The following is a 14,610-nucleotide window of genomic DNA, read 5'->3' on the forward strand; positions in this document are numbered from 1 at the left end:
GAAGCGCATGGAGTTATCGTGATGCCCGACGAGCGGGTCCTCGAAGCAGACGAGGCGCTGCGCCGCCGGGTCCAGCGCCGCACGCTCGCCGTAGTGGTCGCCAGCCAGGTGCTCGGCGGCGCCGGACTCGCCGCGGGAGTCACGGTCGGCGCTCTGCTGGCTCAGGAACTGGTCGGCGCGGACTCGCTCGCCGGCCTCCCAGCCGCATTGTTCACGCTGGGCTCGGCTGGCGCCGCGTTCGTCGTGGGCCGGGTCAGCCAGCGACGAGGACGGCGCGTGGGTCTCGGGATCGGCTTCTGCGCAGGCGGGCTCGGCGCCCTCGGCGTCGTGGTCGCGGCGGCCACCGACACTGTCCCGCTCCTCTTCGTCGCCCTCCTGGTGTACGGCGCGGGGACCGCGACGAACCTCCAGGCGCGCTACGCAGGCTCGGACCTCGCCGCGCCGTCCGCCCGAGGCACGGCGGTGAGCGTGGCGCTGGTCTCGACGACGCTCGGCGCGGTGGCCGGGCCGAATCTCGTCGCGCCGATGGGCTCCGTCGCCGTCGCCTTCGGCATCCCCGCGCTCGCCGGCCCGTTCCTGCTCGCTGCGGCGGCCTACCTCGCTGCGGGACTCGTGCTCGTGCTGCTGCTGCGGCCGGACCCGCTGCTGCTCGCGCGGCGGCTTGCAGCGGACGCGGCGGCGGGCACACAGCAGGAAGCGGTGGCGCCTGCGGATCAGGGGACGACGGCGACGAAGGTCCCCCCGGTCGGCCGCGGCGCGGTCGTCGGCGCGGCCGTGATGATCCTGACTCAGATCGCCATGGTCGCGATCATGACCATGACGCCGGTGGAGATGCGCGCCCACCACCACGACCTGGCAGAGGTGGGCGTGGTCATCGGAATCCACATCGCCGCGATGTACCTGCCGTCGCCGCTCACCGGTCTGCTGGTGGACAGGGTCGGCCGCATCCCGATGGCCATCGCCGCCGCCGTCACGCTGCTCGCCGCTGGCATCATCGGCGCGGTCGCCCCCGCGGACTCGCTCGGCCTTCTCGTGCTGGCCCTCGCGCTCCTCGGTCTCGGCTGGAACTTCGGGCTGATCTCCGGCACCGCGCTCGTGATCGACGCGACCACTCCCGCGAACCGGGCCAGGACGCAGGGCACGATCGATGTGCTGATCGCACTGGCGGGCGCGGGCGGCGGCGCGATGTCCGGCGTCGTGATGGCGAACGCCGGCTACGCGCTGCTGTCGATCGCGGGCGGGGTGCTCTCCGCGCTGCTGGTGCCGGTCGTGTTCTGGGCGCTGCGGCGACGGCCGGCGACGGAGGCGTAGGGCCTACCGGCTCGGAGCTTTCGCGAGCCGGGTGTTCCACGGGTTGAACATACTCACGCGGAACGGCTCGAAGTCGCGCGCGTTGCGGGTGACCAGCGTCAGGTTGCCGACCTCGGCGGTCGCGGCGATCAGCGCGTCCCGCTCGGGTCGCGGATCGGGCACATGGTAGCCGGCGGCGAGTCCGGCGACCTCGGCGTCGACGGGGAGGATGCGCTCGTGGAAGATCATCATCACGTCGTCCTGCCATCGCCGGAGCATGATCCCCTGCGCAGGGTCGACGCGTTCCTTGCGCTGGATGCCGAGTTCGAGCTCGAAGATCGTGATCGCCGAGAGATGGAGCGAGAAGGGGTTCTGCCGTTCGAGCCAGCGGATGACGTCCGGGTCTTCACGCTCCGGGCGGCGCGTCGCCGACAGCGTCATGGTGTCGAGCAGCCACTTCACAGGTCGATCTCTTTCGCCTGGAAGGTCATCGGCGGGAACTCGACGTCGAAATCCCCGTCGTCGTCCTGACGGAGGAGATCGACGATGTTGTCGGCCGTCCCGGTGATCTGCCTGTAGGTCGCGTAGGTCAGCAGCACGAAGGACGGCTCGCCGCGGTCGGTGATGATCAACGGCTCCGTGGCCGCTTCCCGTTTCGCCGCCGAGGTGTCCTGGTTGAACGCTCTGGCCGTCATGATCGCCATGTTCGCCTCCCCAATGTAGCTACGTAGCTACTAACGCTATCACACGAGGTGCGGCCGGATGATATACGATCCAGAGCGGGCCTTCTCCGGGCCCGGATGACGCCCTCCGACGACGACAGGGAGCCGCCGATGCTCGACACCCCCACCATCCACGCGATCGCGGACGAGCTCGCGGACGCCGAGCGCGAGCGCACGACGGTCCCGCTGCTGACGGCCCGCCACCCCGGCATGACGGTGGACGACGCCTACGCCGTGCAGCGTGTGTGGGTCGAGCGCGGGCTCGCGTCCGGGCGTCGCCTGGTCGGCCGCAAGATCGGGCTGACCTCGAAGGTGATGCAGCAGGCGACCGGGATCACCGAGCCGGACTACGGCGCGATCTTCGCGGACATGGTCAACGAGACCGGGGCGGTCATCTCCTTCGACCGGTACTCGAACGTGCGGATCGAGGTCGAGCTGGCCTTCGTGCTCGCCGAGCCGCTGGCGGCTCCCGACGTCACGCTGTTCGATGTGCTCGACGCGACGAAGTACGTCGTCCCCGCCCTGGAGATCCTGAGCTCGCGCATCGAGCTGCAGGGCCGCACCATCGTCGACACGATCTCCGACAACGCCGCGATGGGCGGCATGGTCGTCGGCGGGCGGCCGGTCGCGCCCGACGCGGTCGACCTGCGCTGGGTGTCCGCGCTGCTCTACCGCAACGAGACCATCGAGGAGTCCGGCGTCGCCGCCGCGGTGCTCGACCATCCCGCCGCCGGGGTCGCCTGGCTCGCGAACAAGCTCGCGCAGCACGGGACGCGCCTGGAGGCCGGCGACATCGTCCTCGCCGGCTCGTTCACCCGCCCGCTCTGGGTGGAGCGCGGCGACACCATCCACGCCGACTACGGGACCCTGGGAGCCGTGACATGCCGATTCGCCTGACCCCCGCACCCACCTTCGCCGACCGCCTCCGCGCGGCCGACCGCAGCCTGTACGGGATGTGGTCCTGCGCGGGCAGCCCGCTCGTCGCCGAGATCTGCGCGGGCAGCGGGCTCGATATCCTCCTGATCGACGGCGAGCACTCCCCCGTCGGGCTGGAGTCGATCCTGGCGCAGCTCCAGGTAGCGGCCGCCTACCCGGTCGTCCCGGTGGTGCGCGCGCCGATCGGGGACGCGGTGATCCTCAAGCAGCTCCTCGACCTGGGCGCGCAGAACGTGCTCGTGCCGATGGTGTCCAGCGTGCGGGAGGCCGAGGAGATGGTGCGGGCGGTGCGGTACCCGCCGCTCGGCGTCCGCGGCGTGGGCAGCGCGCTAGCGCGGTCGTCGCGCTGGAGCCGCATCCCGGACTACCTGGCGCGCGCCCACGAGCTGGTGTCGCTGACCGTGCAGATCGAGACCACCGACGGCCTCCACGCGGCAGCCGCCATCGCTGCGGTGGAGGGTGTGGACGCCCTGCTCGTCGGCCCGGCGGACCTCGCGGCGTCGATGGGCCTGCTCGGGCAGCAGGACCACCCGGAGGTGGTGGCCGCCGTCGAGAGCGTCATCCGCGCGGGCCGGGAGGCCGGGACGCCGGTGGGCGTCAACGCGTTCGACCCGGCGATGGCCGCCCGGTATGCGGAGGCCGGCGCCGCGTACGTGCTGGTCGGCAGCGATGTGACGCTGCTGGCGCGGGCCTCCGAGGGGCTCGCGTCGCGGTTCATCGGCGACGCCGACGGCGGTCCGGCCCCCGCGTCGTACTGACGCCCTTCCGGAGGCTCGCCAGATCGTATACAATTTCGAATACGTTTCATCCATCCCCGACGAGGAGGAGACCTGAGCTGTGAGCGACATCGGCCGGCCCGGCAAGATCATCGCGGTGCACCTCAACTACCGCTCGCGCGCCGCGCAGCGCGGACGCACCCCCGCGCAGCCCTCCTACTTCTTCAAGCCGGCCTCCTCAGTCGCAGCCTCCGGCGACGTGCTCGAGCGTCCGGCCGGGACGGAACTGCTCGCGTTCGAGGGCGAGGTCGCGCTCATCATCGGCCGGTCCACCCGCCGGGTCTCCCCCGACGAGGGCTGGGCGGCCGTATCCGGCATCACCGCCGCGAACGACTTCGGCCTCTACGACCTGCGCGCCGCCGACAAGGGCTCCAACGTCCGCTCGAAGGGCGGCGACGGCTTCACCCCGCTCGGTCCCGCGATCATCCCGGCCGCCGCTGTCGACCCGGGCGCCGTGCGGGTGCGCACCTGGCTGAACGGCGAGCTGGTGCAGGACGGCACGAGTGATGACCTGCTCTTCCCGTTCGGCCGCCTGGTCGCCGACCTCTCGCAGCTGATGACCCTGGAGCCCGGCGACGTCATCCTCACCGGCACGCCGGCGGGGTCGTCGGTCACCCAGCCCGGCGACACGGTGGAGGTCGAGGTCGACGCCCCGACCGCGCCCGGCGCCCCGACCTCCGGACGCCTGGTCACCCGGATCACCGAAGGCACCGTCGCGTTCGGCGAGTTCGGGTCGAAGCCGAGCGTGGACGAGACCCAGCGGTCCGAAGCGTGGGGTACGCCTCCGGCGCCCGCGTTCGCACTGACCGGCGAGCTTCGCGCCCAGCTCGCCTCCGTCTCCACCGCAACCCTCAGCTCTCAGCTCCGCAAGCGCGGCCTCAACGCGGTCTCCATCGACGGCCTCGCCTCCACGCGTCCCGGCGCCCGCCTCGTCGGCACCGCGCGGACGCTGCGCTACCTCCCCGGCCGCGAGGACCTCTTCGCGTCGCACGGCGGCGGCTACAACGCCCAGAAGCGCGCGTTCGACGCGGTCGGCGCCGGCGAGGTGCTCGTCATCGAGGCGCGCGGCGAGCGCGGCAGCGGCACCGTCGGCGACGTCCTGGCGCTGCGCGCCCAGGTCAACGGCGCGGCGGGGATCGTGACCGACGGCGGCGTGCGCGACCTCGCGGAGGTCGCCGCCCTCGACATCCCGACCTACCACGCCGGCCCGCACCCGGCGGTGCTCGGCCGCAAGCATGTGCCGTGGGACGCGGATGTGGCGATCGCCTGCGGCGGCGCGACCGTGCTGCCCGGCGACGTCATCGTGGGCGACGCGGACGGCCTCCTCGTCATCCCGCCCGCGCTCGTCGCCGAGGTGGTCGCGGACGCGATCGAGCAGGAGCGCGAGGAAGTGTTCATCGCGGAGATGGTGCGCGCCGGCGAGAAGGTCGACGGCCTGTTCCCGATGAACGCCGCCTGGAAGGAGCGGTACCGGGCATGGCTGACGCAGCAGTGAAGGCCGCGGCGCCGGCGAAGTCGTCCGGGACGCCGAGCAAATCCCAGCTCGCCTACGACTTCATCCGCGCGCGCATCGACGACGGCCGGTACGTGTCCGGATTCCGGCTCGTCCTCGGCCAGATCGCCGGCGAGCTCAGCATCAGCGTCGTCCCGGTGCGGGAGGCGATCCGGCGGCTGGAGGCCGAGGGGCTCGTGACGTTCGAGAAGAACGTCGGCGCCCAGGTCGCCCTGCTGCACGACGCCGAGTACGCGTACACGATGGAGACCCTCGCGCTGGTGGAGGGCGCCGCCACCCGGCTGTCCGCCCCGCTGCTGGACGGCGACCACCTCCATCGCGCCCGGATGATCAACCGCGAGCTGATCGCATGCCTCGACGACTTCATCCCGCACCGCTTCACCGAGCTCAACCAGCGGTTCCACTCGGTGCTGTTCGAGGAGTGCCCGAACCCGCACATCCTCGACCTCGTGCACCGCGGCTGGAACCGCCTGACCGTGCTCCGCGACTCCACCTTCAGCTTCGTGCCCGGCCGCGCCCGCGAGTCGGTGGCCGAGCACGAGCAGATCCTCCGCCTGATCGAGACCGACGCCGACCCGATCGACATCGAGCTCGCCGCCCGCGACCACCGGCTCGCGACCCTGGACGCGCTCCAGCACTACCAGGCCGAGCGCCAACACTGACGTCCCCACAGAACCACGCACCAGACAGGAGGCCGCGCATGCCGCAGCACCACGTCCCCACCGATCTTCCGGCGAAGATCCAGCACTTCATCGACGGGAGGTTCGTCGACAGCGTCTCCGGGAGGACGTTCGACGTGCTCGACCCGGTGTCCAACGAGACCTACGTGCAGGCCGCCGCCGGGCAGAAGGAGGACATCGACCTCGCCGTCGCCGCCGCGAAGCGCGCGTTCCGGGAGGGCCACTGGCCGCGGATGAAGCCGCGCGAGCGCGCCCGCGTCCTGAACCGGATCGCCGACGCCGTCGCCGCGCAGGACGCCCGCCTCGCCGAGCTGGAGACGTTCGACACCGGCCTCCCGATCACCCAGGCACTCGGTCAGGCGCAGCGCGCGGCCGAGAACTTCCGGTTCTTCGCCGACCTGATCGTGGCGCAGGCCGACGACGCCTTCAAGGTCCCGGGCAGCCAGCTCAACTACGTCAACCGCAAACCGATCGGCGTCGCCGGGCTCATCACGCCGTGGAACACGCCGTTCATGCTGGAGAGCTGGAAGCTCGCCCCGGCGCTCGCGACCGGCAACACGGTCGTGCTCAAGCCGGCCGAGTTCACCCCGCTGTCGGCCTCGCTCTGGGCCGAGATCTTCCGCGAGGCCGGCGTGCCGGACGGCGTGTTCAACCTGGTCAACGGCCTCGGCGAGGAGGCGGGTGACGCGCTGGTGAAGCATCCCGACGTCCCGCTCATCTCGTTCACCGGCGAGAGCAGCACCGGGCAGCTCATCTTCGCGAACGCCGCGCCCTACCTCAAGGGCCTGTCGATGGAGCTCGGCGGCAAGTCCCCCGCGATCGTGTTCGCCGACGCCGACCTGGACGCCGCGATCGACTCCACCCTGTTCGGCGTGTTCTCGCTGAACGGCGAGCGCTGCACCGCCGGCTCCCGCATCCTGGTCGAGCGCGCGGTCTACGACGAGTTCTGCGAGCGGTACGCCGAGCGCGCGAAGCGCATCGTGGTCGGCGACCCGCACGACCCTGCGACGGAGGTCGGTGCGCTGGTGCACCCGGAGCACTACGCGAAGGTGATGAGCTACGTCGAGCTCGGCAAGCAGGAGGGCCGCCTCCTCGCCGGCGGCGGCCGCCCTGAGGGCATCGACCACGGCAACTACGTCGCGCCGACCGTCTTCGCCGATGTCGCGCCCGACGCGCGCATCTTCCAGGAGGAGATCTTCGGCCCGGTCGTCGCGATCACGCCGTTCGACTCGGACGCCGAGGCGCTGGACCTCGCCAACGGCGTGAAGTACGGCCTCGCCGCCTACCTCTGGACCAACGACCTCCAGCGCGCCCACACCTTCGCCCAGAACGTGGAGGCCGGGATGGTCTGGCTCAACTCGCACAACGTCCGCGACCTCCGCACCCCGTTCGGCGGAGTGAAGGCCTCCGGCCTCGGGCACGAGGGCGGCTACCGCTCCATCGACTTCTACACCGACCAGCAGGCCGTCCACATCACGCTGGGCCCGGTCCACACGCCGCGCTTCGGCGCCGAATGACGAAGGAGTCAGCATGAGCACGCCCATCCCCACCCCCGCCGCCACGCCGCCGGACGTCGTCCGCGCCGCGTACATGGAGCTCGTGGTCACCGACCTGCAGGCCAGCCGCGACTTCTACGTCGACGTGCTCGGCCTCCACATCACCGAGGAGGACGAGGACGCCGTCTACCTGCGCAGCCTCGAGGAGTTCATCCACCACAACCTCGTGCTGCGGAAGGGCCCGGTCGCGGCCGTCGCCGCGTTCGCGTACCGCGTGCGAACCCCGGAGGACCTCGACCGCGCCGACGCGTTCTACACCGAGCTCGGCTGCCGGGTCGAGCGCCGCCCGGACGGCTTCACGAAGGGCGTCGGCGACAGCGTCCGCGTGGAGGACCCGCTCGGCTTCCCGTACGAGTTCTTCTACGACGTCGAGCACGTCGAGCGGCTGACCTGGCGGTACGACATCCACACGCCGGGCGAGCTGGTGCGCATCGACCACTTCAACCAGGTGACCCCTGACGTCCCGCGCGCCGTGAAGTACATGGAGGACCTCGGCTTCCGGGTGACGGAGGACATCCAGGACGAGGCGGGCACGACGTACGCGGCGTGGATGCGCCGCAAGCCCACCGTGCACGACACCGCCATGACCGGCGGCGACGGCCCGCGCATGCACCACGTCGCGTTCGCCACGCACGAGAAGCACAACATCATCGCGATCTGCGACAAGCTCGGCGCCCTCCGCATGAGCGACGCCATCGAGCGCGGCCCCGGCCGCCACGGCGTCTCCAACGCGTTCTACCTGTACCTGCGCGACCCCGACGGCCACCGCGTCGAGATCTACACGCAGGACTACTACACCGGTGACCCGGACAACCCGGTCGTCACATGGGACGTCCACGACAACCAGCGCCGCGACTGGTGGGGCAACCCGGTGGTGCCGTCGTGGTACACGGACGCGTCGCCCGTGCTCGACCTGGACGGGAACGTGCAACCGCTGACGGCGCGCACGGACGACTCGGAGATGGCAGTCACGATCGGGGCGGACGGGTTCTCGTACACGCGGAAGGACGACACGGAGCACGGGTTCAAGTTGGGGGCGCAGTTGTAGGGGGTAGCTCGCTCAGACAGGCCCGAGTCTCGGTCGTCGTACGATTCAGAAATATCTATCTCACATCTAGCGCCTGTAGTAACCTGAATCGGTGCTCACACATATGAGCACGCTTTCAACGACGAAGGGAAATCACATGCGCATTCGACGCACCGCGATTCGTGCCGGGATAGCCGCAGCCGCGACGGGAGCTCTCGTCCTTTCCGGCGCTCTCGCCGCCGCGGCCGACGAGCCGGCCCCGGCAACGGAGACGGTCTCGACGGCCATGGTGCCGTCCGGCTTCGATGTCGCTGTCGCGGAAGCCAACGGGTATCGGGTCATCACGGACAGCGATGGCGTACAGCGGTCCGTCGCCGTCAGCCCAGAAGCGATTGCATTCGAACGGACACTCGCGAGGGCGCGGACCACCTACGTGGTCGGACCCTGCGGCAACTCGTGGATCAATGCCGTCAGTCGCGGCAATTCGAAGTTCATCTCGACCGGCTATGTCGTCCCGAGACCGGTGATCGCCAAGAACTGGACGGTTCAGGTGTGGGGATGGTCCGGGATGCCCTCGACCTGGTGGGGAGGCGCGAGCGGGCCCTCCTGGAGCAGCAGCTGGTCGTTCTCGATGCCTGGGGACGGCTTCGCGAACGTTCTGCCCGGCTCCAATGTCGTTATGAGCGACGGCACAGTCTGCGCTTCCGGGTCACCGGGAGAGAACTTCCACTCCTGATCACGCCGATCGCCGGGGCGGGCGTCATCGCCGTGATGGCGCCCGCTCAGGAATTCCGCCCGAAGGAATCCAGCGCTGCCGCATATGCGACATGATCGCGGCGCGTCGCGCTCGACACCAGAAAGGTCTCGCCGGACAGCTGCCGCGCATACGGGCCGGCCAAAGGAACGTCGAGAACCACCCGCAGCCCCCGCTCCCACGCGCCGCGCGTGCTGCCCGTCACCGCTCTCTCCGCGTCGTGGAACGCGAGCGACTGTCGCCAGGACCCAGCACCCGAACGTACGTCCACGCCGAGTTCCGCCGCGAGCGGCTCGATGTCCGGCGCCACCCACAGGTCCGAGCGTTCAGGCATCGTGAGCGGATCGGCCTCCTGCAGCCGGCGCGAGCTCTCCAGGGCTTGCTTCCACGCCACCTCCCACAACCCGACGAGCCGGTGATCGTCGGAGGGCACGGGATCACCCGACAGCGCCGCCGCCGGGAGCGACGGTTCCGCGTTCGCCACCGTATGATGGCGCAGCCACAACAGTTCGAGCAGGTTCGACCCGTCCGAGACGCGGATGAGCATCTCGCGGGGCCACCCGTCCACCTCGTGCGCACCCTCGAAAAACATGCCGGCTCCTCCCCCGGCCGCGCGACCTTCACACCGCCATCAGAAATCTAAGCATATCGGCTGCGGCATCAGGCCCTCAGACGCGCGTCGCCTCCGGCGGCACATGCTCCAACCCCAGCCCCCGCTCCCCGTACACGGTCACGACCTCCGCGATCACCACGCGGTACCGCCCGATCCAGCGCTCATGGATGCTCTTGGCCTCCTTGTGCACCGGCATCCCGATGAGCTGGTGCAGCGCCTCCAGCGTCTCCCAGTGGTAGACCTCGGCGTGGAGGCCGGTCGCCTCGTTGTGCCACTCCTCCTCGCCGAGGAAGCCCGGGATGACGCGGGCGCGCGCCGCGATCTCGTCGTTGAACCGGTGGAACTCGTCGTCGTAGGGCTTCGCCTCGAAGATGAAGGTCGATGTGTACACGGCACTCCCCTCGCCGGGGGAAAAGTACCACGAATCGGCCATCCCGCAGCGGCCCGCTCGCGCCTACCCTGGGTGCTGTCGACGCCGATTCCCGACGCTGACACCGCAGGATCGGAGCGGATCATGGGTTGGAGACTCAAGAACCTGACGACGGCCACCTCCGGGGCGCCGCACGCCGTGTACCAGCCGACCGCGTGGCTGTTCGCGCAGTTCACGCGCCACGTCGTGTTCCAGGGGTACAACCCCACCACCGGGGGCGACGGACAGCTGTACGAGCTGTACTGCAGCGAGAGCGACGACTGGAACGTCAAGGACCTCGTCTCCGAGGCGGGAGGAGCGGCGGCCGCGACCAACGCGAACGGCTACATCTGGGCGCACCAGGGATCGCAGCACGTCGTGTACCAGGGCCAGCGGTTCGACGGCCACGTCCACGAGCTCTGGTACACCGAGGACGACGGCTGGAACGCCAACGACCTCACCGCGTCGGCGGGCGCGCCGCTCACCCTCTCGCAGCCGTTCGGCTACGAGACGTACTACGACGGCACGCAGCGCGTCGTCTACCAGGCGCGCGGCGGCGGCCACATCCACGAGCTGAGCAACTCGGGGAACGGCTGGCACGACCTCGACCTGACCGCGGCGACCGGGGCCCCGCCATGCGCTCCGGACGCGGCACCGACCGGGTACTCGTTCGAGGACCAGCAGACCGCGCATGTGCTGGTGCGCACCGACGTGGGGCACCTGCTGGAGTTCTGGAAGGACGCCTCCGCCTGGCACTGGGGCGACCTCACCGCGGTCACCGGCGCGCCGATCGTGAGCGACGCGGAGACCGTGACCGGGTACGTGTTCCGCGGCCAGGGCACCCAGCACATCGACTACGTGAGCGGCAACGGCCGGCTGATCGAACTGTGGTGGGACGCCACCGGCTGGCACACCAACGACCTCACGACCGCGGCCTCCGCGGTCACGCCGTACGCCACCTCCAGCCCGGCGGGCTACGCCTTCGAGGCGGGACTGTTCCAGCCGGTCGCGACGCAGCATGTGATCTTCACGGGGCACGACAACGCGGTCCACGAGCTCTGGTGGCGGGAGGGCGCCTGGCACTCGAACGACATCGGGCCGCTGGTCGGCGCCCCGGCGATCGTCGGGGACCCGGTGGCGTTCGTGGAGGTCGACGAGGGCACGCAGAACGTGTTCTACCTCAGCGACGCCCACGAGATCATCGAACTGCGCTGGACGCCGTGAGTGCTCAGAACTCGACGTCGACCGCCGCGACCACCGCGAACTCCTGGCCCGGGTAGCGGAGCCCCGAGAAGTAGCGGTTGGTGTGCGCGACGATCTGCTGCGCGCTGATGGTCACGCCCTCCCACTCCGCGTCGGTGGTCGTGTGCGCGTCGCCGACGAGCACGACGTCGAAGCCGCGCACGGCTGCGCTCTGTGTCGTGGTGCGGATGCAGAAGTCGGTCTGCGCGCCGGCGACGACCAGGCGGGTGGCGTCGAGGGACTCCAGCACCTCGTCCAGGTCGGTGCCCGCGAACGCGTCGCGGTACTCCTTGCGCACGCGCGACTCGCCCTTCGCCGGGACCAGGCCGTCAGCGAGCTGCCACGGAGCGCTCTCCCACGGGAGGTCCTCCCCTTCGTGCTGGACCCACACCACCGGGGTGCCGGCGGCGCGCGCCCGGTCGACGAGCGCGGCCGTGCGGGCGACGACGCCGTCCGCGTCCAGGCAGCCGGGCAGCACCGCCTTCTGCAGGTCGATCACGAGCAGAGCGGTGGGGTTCGAGTCGGTCACGTCACCATCCTGGCATCCCGGACGGGGCAGGATGGGACGGTGACCTCCCCGAGCAGTCCCCTCCCCGTCGTCGCCGCCGTGATCGTGCGCGACGGCGCCGTGCTGGCCTGCCGGCGCGCCGCGCACAAGGACGCGTCGGGACGGTGGGAGTTCCCCGGTGGCAAGGTGGAGGCCGGTGAGACGCCGCGGGAGGCGCTGCGCCGCGAGCTGCGCGAGGAGCTCGGCGCCGCGGTGCTGGTGGGCGCGCTGCTCGACAGGACTGCGACCGGGGGTGTGGAGCTCGCCTGCTACGCGGTGACGCTGGCGGGCGCGGCGCCGACGGCCTCCACCGATCACGACGCGCTGGAATGGCGCGCGACGGACGACCTCGAGGGTCTGGAGTGGGCCGATGCCGACCGGCCGGTGGTCGCGGTGCTGGGGAGGATGGGGGCTTCCGACTTGGCCGCGGCCGCGGCACCTGTGGAGGAGGAGACCCGATGAAAGCACTGCACTACGAGACATTCTCCGGCCCGGTCGGGGTCGGCGACCTCCCCTCGCCCGAGCTTCCGGACGGCGGCGCGCTCATCCGCGTCGGCGCCTCCGGGCTCTGCCGCAGCGACTGGCACGCCTGGGCGGGCCACGACGACTCGGTGCGGCTGCCGCACGTCCCGGGTCACGAGTTCGCCGGGGTCGTTGAGGCGGTCGGAGCCGGCGTCGAGGGCTGGCGGCCGGGCGACCGCGTCACGGCCCCGTTCGTCAACGGCTGCGGAACGTGCGAGTGGTGCCGGTCGGGCCAGGCGCAGGTGTGCCCGCAGCAGACCCAGCCCGGCTTCACGCACTGGGGCTCGCACGCCGAGCTGGTGGCGGTACGGGCGGCCGACCTCAACCTGGTGGCGGTGCCCGACGGCCTCCCGGACTCCGCTGCTGCGGCGCTGGGCTGCCGGTTCGCGACCGCCTACCGTGCTCTGACCGCGCGCGCCGCCCTGCGCCCCGGCGAGTGGATCGCGGTCTACGGCGCGGGCGGCGTCGGGCTGAGCGCGATCGCGATCGCCCGCGCACTCGGCGCCCGCCCGATCGCGATCGACCGCTCGCCCGACGCGCTCGAGGAGGCCGCACGCCTCGGCGCCGAGCACACCGTCCCGGCCGGCCCGGACGCGCCGGAGGCCGTCGCCGCCCTGACCTCCGGCGGCGCGCACGTCTCGGTCGACGCAGTGGGCTCGGCCGAGACCGCCACCGCGAGCGTGCTGTCGCTGCGCCGCCGCGGCCGGCATGTGCAGATCGGCCTCCTGGCCGGCGGGATGCCCGTGCTGCCGCTCGACCGTGCTATCGCCTGGGAGCTGGACCTCCTCGGCAGCCACGGGATGGCGGCCGCCGACTACCCGGGGATGCTCGCGCTCGTGGCCTCGGGCGCCCTCCGACCCGACCTGCTGGTCACCCGCATCGTCGGCCTGGCCGAGGCCGCCCGCCTCCTCCCCCTGGCCGCGTCCGCCCCCACCCCCGGCATCACCGTCCTCAACCCCAGCCACCCCTAGCCCCGCCTCCGCCCTCCCCTGCCTCCTCCCTCCCACCCCGCAGCCAACGGAGGACATCCACCCCGAATCCCCCGAACCTCCTCCGCTAACTGACTTTCGTGTGCCCGCCGCAGCGGATGTCCTCCGTTCTCGACAGGCGTGGCGAACGGAGGAGATCCACACCGACGCGCCGGTCGGGGACGGCTAACGGAGGAGATCCGTGGCGAGACACCGGCCGAGGACGGCTAACGGAGGAGATTCGGGGATGCCGGGGCGTCCACTCCTCCGTTAGCCGCAGGGGTCGGCCGGCGGTGGGGTGGGCGGCGGTGGGATGGCGGTAGGGCGGGACAGCCGTGCGGCGGGTGGCCGTGGCGCGGGCGGGCGGGCGGCAAGTCGGCGGAAACGGGTGGTGCGGGGCCGGATGTGTGCGGTGGGGGGCGGCAGGATGGGGGCATGCGACTGTCCGACATCCCCGCGCCCGACTCCGCGGCGGCCCGCGCCGCGCTCGAGCTCGCCACCGAGTACCACACGCCGTCCCTGCTCAACCATGTGCTCCGGTCGTGGCTGTGGGCGGAGGGCTTCGCGACCGTCGAAGGCCTGCACGGCGTCGACCGCGAGCTGCTCTATGTCTCCGCCGTCCTCCACGACATCGGGATCGTGCCCGCCTTCGACAACCACACCCTCGCCTACGAGGACGCGGGCGGCCACGTCGCGAAGGCGCTCACCGCGGGCGCCGGCTGGTCCGCCGCGCGCCGGACCCGCGCGCACGAGGTGATCGTCCGCCACAACTGGCCGGAGGTCGACCCCGACTTCGACCCGGAGGGCCACCTGCTGGAGGTCGCGACCGCACTCGACATCTCCGGCGTGCGGCCCGACGTGCTGCCGGTGGAGTTCCGGCGGGAGGTCGTCGCCGCGTTCCCGCGGCTCGGCGTGGCCGCCGAGTTCACCGCGTGCGTGACCGACCAGGCCGAGCGCAAGCCGGACACCGCGGCGAAGCGGATCGTCGATCGCGGCGTCGCCGAGAAGCTGCGGCGCAACCCGCTGGAGTCCCTCGGCTGACGCGGCGACGTATC

17 protein-coding genes are annotated in these 14,610 nt (G+C 71.4%); 12 read left to right on the forward strand and 5 right to left on the reverse strand.

Going from position 1 to position 14,610, the window contains the following annotated elements; genetic code table 11:
- Positions 1 to 21 precede the first annotated feature (21 nt).
- Complete coding sequence (locus ACFRFH_RS16735; protein WP_382464116.1) at positions 22 to 1,311, forward strand: MFS transporter; 1,290 nt, start codon at positions 22 to 24, stop codon at positions 1,309 to 1,311.
- A gap of 3 nt (positions 1,312 to 1,314) precedes the next feature.
- Here ACFRFH_RS16735 and ACFRFH_RS16740 read toward each other — a convergent pair whose 3' ends face one another.
- Both ACFRFH_RS16740 and ACFRFH_RS16745 read right to left on the reverse strand, forming a co-directional pair.
- A complete protein-coding gene (locus ACFRFH_RS16740; RefSeq protein ID WP_382464117.1) occupies positions 1,315 to 1,752 on the reverse strand; it encodes a type II toxin-antitoxin system VapC family toxin in 438 nt (145 codons plus the stop codon).
- Positions 1,749 to 1,994 carry a type II toxin-antitoxin system Phd/YefM family antitoxin gene (locus tag ACFRFH_RS16745; protein ID WP_382464118.1) on the reverse strand — a complete coding sequence of 82 codons (246 nt, stop codon included), beginning with the start codon at positions 1,992 to 1,994 and terminating at the stop codon, positions 1,749 to 1,751. Before ACFRFH_RS16745 ends, ACFRFH_RS16740 begins: the two co-directional genes overlap by 4 nt.
- Before the next feature lie 129 nt (positions 1,995 to 2,123).
- Between ACFRFH_RS16745 and hpaH the strand changes: the two genes are divergently transcribed.
- The 7 genes from hpaH (at position 2,124) to ACFRFH_RS16780 (ending at position 9,236) form a co-directional block, all read left to right on the forward strand.
- Positions 2,124 to 2,909 carry a 2-oxo-hept-4-ene-1,7-dioate hydratase gene (gene hpaH, locus ACFRFH_RS16750; protein WP_382464119.1) on the forward strand — a complete coding sequence of 262 codons (786 nt, stop codon included), beginning with the start codon at positions 2,124 to 2,126 and terminating at the stop codon, positions 2,907 to 2,909.
- A complete protein-coding gene (locus ACFRFH_RS16755) occupies positions 2,894 to 3,706 on the forward strand; it encodes an HpcH/HpaI aldolase/citrate lyase family protein (protein ID WP_382464120.1) in 813 nt (270 codons plus the stop codon). The genes hpaH and ACFRFH_RS16755 overlap by 16 nt, the downstream gene beginning before the upstream one ends.
- Positions 3,707 to 3,785: 79 nt before the next feature.
- A complete protein-coding gene (locus ACFRFH_RS16760) occupies positions 3,786 to 5,219 on the forward strand; it encodes a fumarylacetoacetate hydrolase family protein (protein ID WP_382464121.1) in 1,434 nt (477 codons plus the stop codon).
- Entirely contained in the window at positions 5,201 to 5,899 is a 699-nt protein-coding gene (locus ACFRFH_RS16765; RefSeq protein WP_382464122.1) for a GntR family transcriptional regulator, read from the forward strand. Before ACFRFH_RS16760 ends, ACFRFH_RS16765 begins: the two co-directional genes overlap by 19 nt.
- A 38-nt stretch (positions 5,900 to 5,937) precedes the next feature.
- On the forward strand, positions 5,938 to 7,434 hold the full coding sequence (hpaE, locus tag ACFRFH_RS16770; RefSeq protein WP_382464123.1) for a 5-carboxymethyl-2-hydroxymuconate semialdehyde dehydrogenase: 1,497 nt from the start codon (positions 5,938 to 5,940) through the stop codon (positions 7,432 to 7,434).
- 13 nt (positions 7,435 to 7,447) lie between these two features.
- Entirely contained in the window at positions 7,448 to 8,521 is a 1,074-nt protein-coding gene (gene hpaD / locus ACFRFH_RS16775) for a 3,4-dihydroxyphenylacetate 2,3-dioxygenase (protein ID WP_382464124.1), read from the forward strand.
- Between the two features lie 136 nt (positions 8,522 to 8,657).
- Positions 8,658 to 9,236, forward strand: a complete 579-nt coding sequence (locus ACFRFH_RS16780) for a hypothetical protein (protein ID WP_382464125.1) — start codon at positions 8,658 to 8,660, stop codon at positions 9,234 to 9,236.
- A 46-nt stretch (positions 9,237 to 9,282) separates the two neighbouring features.
- Here the strand turns inward: ACFRFH_RS16780 and ACFRFH_RS16785 are convergent, their stop codons facing one another.
- Entirely contained in the window at positions 9,283 to 9,846 is a 564-nt protein-coding gene (locus tag ACFRFH_RS16785; RefSeq protein WP_382464126.1) for a hypothetical protein, read from the reverse strand.
- Positions 9,847 to 9,922: 76 nt separating this feature from the next.
- Positions 9,923 to 10,258, reverse strand: a complete 336-nt coding sequence (locus tag ACFRFH_RS16790; RefSeq protein WP_382464127.1) for an antibiotic biosynthesis monooxygenase family protein — start codon at positions 10,256 to 10,258, stop codon at positions 9,923 to 9,925.
- Between the two features lie 123 nt (positions 10,259 to 10,381).
- On the opposite strand from ACFRFH_RS16790, the gene ACFRFH_RS16795 reads away from it, so the two are divergent.
- Positions 10,382 to 11,500: a hypothetical protein gene (locus ACFRFH_RS16795; protein WP_382464128.1), complete on the forward strand. Its 1,119-nt coding sequence runs from the start codon at positions 10,382 to 10,384 to the stop codon at positions 11,498 to 11,500.
- A gap of 4 nt (positions 11,501 to 11,504) precedes the next feature.
- Here ACFRFH_RS16795 and ACFRFH_RS16800 read toward each other — a convergent pair whose 3' ends face one another.
- The gene (locus ACFRFH_RS16800) at positions 11,505 to 12,047 is read right to left on the reverse strand and encodes a cysteine hydrolase family protein (RefSeq protein WP_382464129.1); all 543 of its coding nucleotides are present in this window, start codon (positions 12,045 to 12,047) and stop codon (positions 11,505 to 11,507) included.
- A gap of 39 nt (positions 12,048 to 12,086) precedes the next feature.
- Between ACFRFH_RS16800 and ACFRFH_RS16805 the strand changes: the two genes are divergently transcribed.
- The 3 genes from ACFRFH_RS16805 (at position 12,087) to ACFRFH_RS16815 (ending at position 14,596) form a co-directional block, all read left to right on the forward strand.
- Positions 12,087 to 12,527, forward strand: coding sequence for a (deoxy)nucleoside triphosphate pyrophosphohydrolase (locus ACFRFH_RS16805; protein ID WP_382464130.1), 441 nt, complete (start codon positions 12,087 to 12,089; stop codon positions 12,525 to 12,527).
- Positions 12,524 to 13,558 (forward strand): zinc-dependent alcohol dehydrogenase family protein, encoded by a 1,035-nt coding sequence (locus ACFRFH_RS16810; protein ID WP_382464131.1) that lies wholly within the window; start codon positions 12,524 to 12,526, stop codon positions 13,556 to 13,558. Before ACFRFH_RS16805 ends, ACFRFH_RS16810 begins: the two co-directional genes overlap by 4 nt.
- 432 nt (positions 13,559 to 13,990) lie before the next feature.
- Complete coding sequence (locus ACFRFH_RS16815; RefSeq protein ID WP_382464132.1) at positions 13,991 to 14,596, forward strand: HD domain-containing protein; 606 nt, start codon at positions 13,991 to 13,993, stop codon at positions 14,594 to 14,596.
- Positions 14,597 to 14,610: the final 14 nt, after the last annotated feature.

Origin of the sequence: Leifsonia sp. NPDC056824 (genome assembly GCF_042789575.1) — a bacterium.
GTDB lineage: Bacteria > Actinomycetota > Actinomycetes > Actinomycetales > Microbacteriaceae > Leifsonia.

Bases quoted from the DNA above. Each gene is read 5' to 3' on its own strand.
- ACFRFH_RS16780 (WP_382464125.1), top strand. From the start codon at position 8,658: ATGCGCATTCGACGCACCGCGATTCGTGCCGGGATAGCCGCAGCCGCG.
- hpaH (WP_382464119.1), top strand. From the start codon at position 2,124: ATGCTCGACACCCCCACCATCCACGCGATCGCGGACGAGCTCGCGGAC.
- ACFRFH_RS16765 (WP_382464122.1), top strand. From the start codon at position 5,201: ATGGCTGACGCAGCAGTGAAGGCCGCGGCGCCGGCGAAGTCGTCCGGG.
- ACFRFH_RS16795 (WP_382464128.1), top strand. From the start codon at position 10,382: ATGGGTTGGAGACTCAAGAACCTGACGACGGCCACCTCCGGGGCGCCG.
- ACFRFH_RS16815 (WP_382464132.1), top strand. From the start codon at position 13,991: ATGCGACTGTCCGACATCCCCGCGCCCGACTCCGCGGCGGCCCGCGCC.
- hpaE (WP_382464123.1), top strand. From the start codon at position 5,938: ATGCCGCAGCACCACGTCCCCACCGATCTTCCGGCGAAGATCCAGCAC.
- ACFRFH_RS16785 (WP_382464126.1), bottom strand. From the start codon at position 9,846: ATGTTTTTCGAGGGTGCGCACGAGGTGGACGGGTGGCCCCGCGAGATG.
- ACFRFH_RS16810 (WP_382464131.1), top strand. From the start codon at position 12,524: ATGAAAGCACTGCACTACGAGACATTCTCCGGCCCGGTCGGGGTCGGC.
- ACFRFH_RS16735 (WP_382464116.1), top strand. From the start codon at position 22: ATGCCCGACGAGCGGGTCCTCGAAGCAGACGAGGCGCTGCGCCGCCGG.
- hpaD (WP_382464124.1), top strand. From the start codon at position 7,448: ATGAGCACGCCCATCCCCACCCCCGCCGCCACGCCGCCGGACGTCGTC.
- ACFRFH_RS16755 (WP_382464120.1), top strand. From the start codon at position 2,894: ATGCCGATTCGCCTGACCCCCGCACCCACCTTCGCCGACCGCCTCCGC.
- ACFRFH_RS16745 (WP_382464118.1), bottom strand. From the start codon at position 1,994: ATGGCGATCATGACGGCCAGAGCGTTCAACCAGGACACCTCGGCGGCG.